6 protein-coding genes are annotated in these 4,507 nt (G+C 62.9%); 3 read left to right on the forward strand and 3 right to left on the reverse strand.

What is annotated here, in order from left to right:
• Positions 1-114: 114 nt before the first annotated feature.
• Positions 115-1,074, reverse strand: a complete 960-nt coding sequence (gene miaA, locus AC16XC_RS04490; protein WP_484033447.1) for a tRNA (adenosine(37)-N6)-dimethylallyltransferase MiaA — start codon at positions 1,072-1,074, stop codon at positions 115-117.
• Here miaA and serB point away from each other — a divergent pair.
• Together serB and AC16XC_RS04500 are read left to right on the forward strand one after the other, a co-directional pair.
• A complete protein-coding gene (gene serB, locus AC16XC_RS04495) occupies positions 1,067-1,951 on the forward strand; it encodes a phosphoserine phosphatase SerB (protein ID WP_484033448.1) in 885 nt (294 codons plus the stop codon). The genes miaA and serB overlap by 8 nt on opposite strands.
• 45 nt (positions 1,952-1,996) lie before the next feature.
• Positions 1,997-2,863 carry a Coq4 family protein gene (locus tag AC16XC_RS04500; RefSeq protein ID WP_484033449.1) on the forward strand — a complete coding sequence of 289 codons (867 nt, stop codon included), beginning with the start codon at positions 1,997-1,999 and terminating at the stop codon, positions 2,861-2,863.
• Here AC16XC_RS04500 and AC16XC_RS04505 read toward each other — a convergent pair whose 3' ends face one another.
• Positions 2,864-3,451 (reverse strand): hypothetical protein, encoded by a 588-nt coding sequence (locus AC16XC_RS04505; RefSeq protein WP_484033450.1) that lies wholly within the window; start codon positions 3,449-3,451, stop codon positions 2,864-2,866.
• Positions 3,452-3,515: 64 nt separating this feature from the next.
• On the opposite strand from AC16XC_RS04505, the gene AC16XC_RS04510 reads away from it, so the two are divergent.
• A complete protein-coding gene (locus AC16XC_RS04510) occupies positions 3,516-3,833 on the forward strand; it encodes a GIY-YIG nuclease family protein (RefSeq protein WP_484033451.1) in 318 nt (105 codons plus the stop codon).
• Positions 3,834-3,970: 137 nt separating this feature from the next.
• On the opposite strand, the gene AC16XC_RS04515 is transcribed toward AC16XC_RS04510, so the two are convergent.
• A partial coding sequence (locus AC16XC_RS04515) for an AIR synthase-related protein (protein ID WP_484033452.1) occupies positions 3,971-4,507 on the reverse strand: 537 nt, incomplete at its 5' end.

Below are 4,507 nucleotides of genomic sequence, written 5' to 3' on the forward strand. Positions count from 1 at the left end.
CAAAAAACCGACCCGGCGCAGTGGGCTGCACCGGGTCGCCTCTCCACAAGACTTTCATGGCCATAGACCAATGGTGGGGAGGCTGCTAGGCGACAGTTTATATCGTGTCAAGCCTTAATTGTGTAATAAAGTTGCAAACTGTGTCTCGATGGCGACATTCTGTGACTCGATCCGGGGCCAATTGGGCGGCGGCTGGTGCCGCAACCAGGTATATTGCCGCTTGGCATAATTGCGGGTCGCCTGCCGGCCTTTGGCGACCGCTTCCTCGCGGGTCCATTCCCCGCGCAACCAGCCGGCAATCTCGGGCACGCCGATCGCCCGCATCACGGGAAGGTTGGGGTCGAGCTCGCGGGCAAGCAGCGCCGCGACCTCCTCGACCGCGCCTTCGTCCAGCATGCGCGCGAAACGGGCGTCGCATCGCGCATAGAGATCCTCCCTGTCCGGCAAGAGGATCAAGGGGTGGAGCGAGACCGCATCGCCGATCCCGCCGCTCGTCCGCTCCTGCCAGTATGCCAGCGGCTTTCCGGTCGAGCGCACGATCTCGAGCGCCCGGGCGATCCGCTGGCTGTCTCCTTCGTTGAGCTCGGCGGCGCGCTTGGGGTCTTCGATCCGCAACGCGGCGAATGCCTCCGCCACGGGCAGCTTTCGGACCTCGTCCCTGATCGCCGGATCGATCTCGGGGATCGGGGCGATGCCCTCCAGCAGCGTGCGGATATAGAGGCCGGTGCCGCCAACCAGGATCGGGATAGCGCCGGACGCATGGAGATCGGCGATCTCCTTTTTTGCCGCTTGCGCCCAGTCCGCCGCCGAGCAGGCACACGCGCCGTCCCAGGTGCCGAACAGCCGGTGTTCGACCCCGTGCATTTCGTCCTCGGTCGGGCGAGCGCTCAGCACGCGCAGATCGGCATAGACCTGCGAGGCGTCGGCATTGATCACCACGCCGCGCTTGCCCCGTTCGGCCAGCGCCAGCGCGAGCCGGACGGCGCAATCGCTCTTGCCGCTCGCGGTCGGCCCTGCGATGAGCGCCAGCGCTGGCGCCGCGCCGCCCGATTCTGGAGATTTCCCCGTGCTCATTGCCCGGCTGATAGCAGAGAAGGACACGCTTGCGAGCAAGGTCGATGCCACTATCGCCGCGCTCGAGGGCGAGGGGCTGCGCGTCGCCCAGGCGCAGCTGCTCGATTCGTGCGGCGATGTGCTCGAATTCGAATTGCCCGAAGGTGATGCTGCAGTGCTGAGGCACATCATCGATGAACAGTTCCGGCCGTCCGACTGCATCATATCGGATCGCGAGATTGCTATCCCCAGACTGTTCGTGTCGGACATGGATTCGACCATGATCGGGCAGGAATGCATCGACGAACTGGCCGATTTCGCCGGGATCAAGCCGCAGATCGCCGCGATCACCGAACGCGCCATGCAGGGCGAACTCGATTTCGAAAGCGCACTGCGCGAGCGGGTAATGCTGCTGCGCGAATTGCCCGAACAGGCGATCTTCGAATGCCTCGAAACGCGGATCGAACCGATGGCGGGGGCGAAAGTCCTTGTCGAGACCCTGAAAAGCAAGGGCTGCCGGACGGTACTGGTCACCGGCGGCTTCCATCACTTCGCCGATCCGGTGGCGGCGATGCTGGGTTTCGAACGGGTGGTGGGAAACCGGCTGGTTGTAGACGGAGACTTGCTGACGGGTGGCCTGCACGAGCCGATAACCGACTCCTCGGTCAAGCAGGCGGTCCTGCTCGAGGAACTGGCCGAGCTTGGCGACGGAGCGGTGTCGCTGGCCACCGGCGACGGGGCGAACGACATCCCGATGCTCGAAGCCGCGACCTACGGCATTGCCTTTCGGGCGAAGCCGAAAGCGCGCGCCGCCGCCAATGGCTGGGTCGATCGCGGCGACCTGACCGCAATTCTCGATCTGTTGGGGATCCCGCGCGAAGAATGGGTTGCGGGATAGAGGTGTTTACGCTATTTACACGAATGTAAGTTAAGCGAGGCATTCATGGATAGCGCCACCTCGGTTTTCGATTCCGGCAAAGGCGACCTGGCCGACGAACCGCTCGGTGCGGAAAGCAATTTCAGCGATCTGCCGATGGTCGATCCAACGCGGCCGCGGCCCCGCTACAAGCCGCTCAAGGCGTGGCACCATTTCCGCAACCTCGTCCGCGACAAGGAAAACACCGGCGAGGTGTTCCATATTTTCGAGTCGCTGCCGTGGAAGGGGCTGTTTCCCTCGGCCGAGAAGTTCCTCACTTCGGACGCCGGGCAACGCCTGCGCGCGACCGAGCGCTATCTCCCGGCGATCCTCGACGATCATGCAAGGCTGCGCGCCATGCCCAAGGGAAGCCTCGCGCAAGCCTATTGCGATTTCATGGAAAGCGAAGGCCTCACCGCGCGGGGGCTGGTCGACGAGTTCGAGAGCTTCGTGAAGGCACGCGGCAATTTCAAGGATCAGTTCGGCTGGTACATGAACCGCATCCGCGACACGCACGATTTGCTGCACGTCCTGACCGGCTATGGCCGCGACGCGCTGGGCGAACAATGCGTGCTGGCCTTCACCTACGGCCAGCAGCCGGCCCCGGCGCATCTGTTCATCGCCTATGCCGGGGTGTTCGAAATCCGCAAGCAGGTGAAGAGCAGGGCGCCGCTGTTCCGCGCGGTGCGCGAAGGCCAACGCATGGGCACTGCCTGCCCGCGGCTCGCCGAACAGCCGGTGCTCGACCTGCTGCCGCTGCCGATCGAGGAAGCGCGCAAGCGGCTGAATATCACGCTTCCTGCCTTTTACCGGGAATGCCACCGGATCTGGCGCGAAATGGGGATCGATCCCTACCAGGTGATCAGGCCGCAGCACATCGCGGACGCCGCCTGATCAGGCACGTTTGGGCTTGCCCTGGCGGCGGGCTGCAATCCTCAAGCCAAGCGCGCCGAGCGCCACGAGCAGCAGGATCGCGCCGGCAAGCTGCTGGCCGGGAGCGAAGGCAGCCTTGAGCGCATAGGCCCCGGCGAAGATCAGCCACAGATAGTGGATGCCGAAGCTGTGGAGCCGATTCCACCATTTGCCCAGCGAGCGATAGGCCCAGTTCCACGAGGTCAGCGCCATCGCGTAGAGCACGATGTAAGCGAGTATCGCAGGCGAAAGGTAGAGCCAGTCGACCTCGGCGTCAGGCGCGGTAACGACGTGGTACCAGGCATAGAGGTGGATCGTGTGGGACGTGGCGAAGGCCAGGCCCCAATATTTCCGGTTGCGCAGCAGCGACTTGGTGGTCGGATTGGGGAACAGCCGCGCGAGCGACGAGGCCGAATAGGTCACGATGAAGAGGAAGAACCCGACCCGCGCGGTGTAGCGCGAGGCGTAGGTCCAGTGATCGTCGCCTCCGCCGATATGGGTGTGGAGCCCGACTGCCAGTGCTGCCAGCGCCGCGACGATCGCCAGCAGGATCGGCCAGTATCTGGGCATGACAAATTCCCCAATTGTCACCCCGGCCTTGTGCCGGGGTCCAGCTTGTTACTACGTCAGCGGCATGCGCGAATTCGCACCCTGCGTCTACCTCCTCGCGAACCGCTACCGGGGTGCAATGTACACGGGCGTCACGACCGATCTACCTGGCCGCATATACCAACACCGCGAAGAGACGTCTGGGGGCTTTACCTCACGCTACGATGTCAAACGCCTCGTCTGGTTCGAAATGCACGATGACATCGAGGTCGCAATCCGCCGCGAGAAGACCGTCAAGCGCTGGCGGCGGCAGTGGAAGTTCAACGTGATCGAGGCCGAGAATCCGGATTGGCGGGACTTGGCGGAGGATTTGGGCTTCCCGCCCCTTCGTTCGAACAAATAGCGAGCCCGGCACTCCTCACTTAAGTCACCCCGGCCTTGTGCCGGGGTCTAGCTACCGGCGCAAGGCGCAAGCTCGGAAAGGCAGCTGGATCCCGGAACAAGTCCGGGATGATTAATGTTGGGTCTGGGTGTCGGAGCCTAAGCTTCCATCCACTCGCTGAAGAAGCTTTGGTGCGCGGCGCGGATATCGGCGAGGGGGATTAGATTCTCGAAGAGCTTGAGCTGATCTCCGCCGCTTCGTCCGAGCTTCTTGAGCAATATCTGAGGATCAGCTTTGAATTCTGAAATTTCGACGTAGTCCCCTGCAACAACGTAACAACTCTGGTGCTCCCCGAACCACAACTCGGTGTCCGGGCCGCCCCAAGTCAGTTCGAAGCCACAATTTCCTGCGAGAGCCATTTCCGCTAGCGCGATAAGAACCCCGCCGTCGCTAACGTCATGGACTGCGGTCGCCAAGCCAGACTGGATGAGGCTCCTGACGAATTCACCGTGTTGCCTTTCTGCGGCCAAATCGACGCTGGGCGCAAAGCCGTCTTCGCGTCCAAGTAAAGTCTTGAGCCACAAGGACTGACCTAGTTGATACGGCCACGAGACATCGCCGATTAAGATGAGGTCCTGTCCAGGCAGCAAAGGCATCCTCGCCATCCTGGCGTAATCATCGATCAACCCAACCCC

This window comes from Candidatus Andeanibacterium sp. (genome assembly GCF_057143545.1).

What these genes read in the sequence shown, in the direction of transcription:
- miaA (WP_484033447.1), bottom strand. Translation starts at nt 1,074, where the DNA reads ATGAGCACGGGGAAATCTCCAGAATCGGGCGGCGCGGCGCCAGCGCTG.
- AC16XC_RS04500 (WP_484033449.1), top strand. Translation starts at nt 1,997, where the DNA reads ATGGATAGCGCCACCTCGGTTTTCGATTCCGGCAAAGGCGACCTGGCC.
- AC16XC_RS04505 (WP_484033450.1), bottom strand. Translation starts at nt 3,451, where the DNA reads ATGCCCAGATACTGGCCGATCCTGCTGGCGATCGTCGCGGCGCTGGCA.
- AC16XC_RS04510 (WP_484033451.1), top strand. Translation starts at nt 3,516, where the DNA reads ATGCGCGAATTCGCACCCTGCGTCTACCTCCTCGCGAACCGCTACCGG.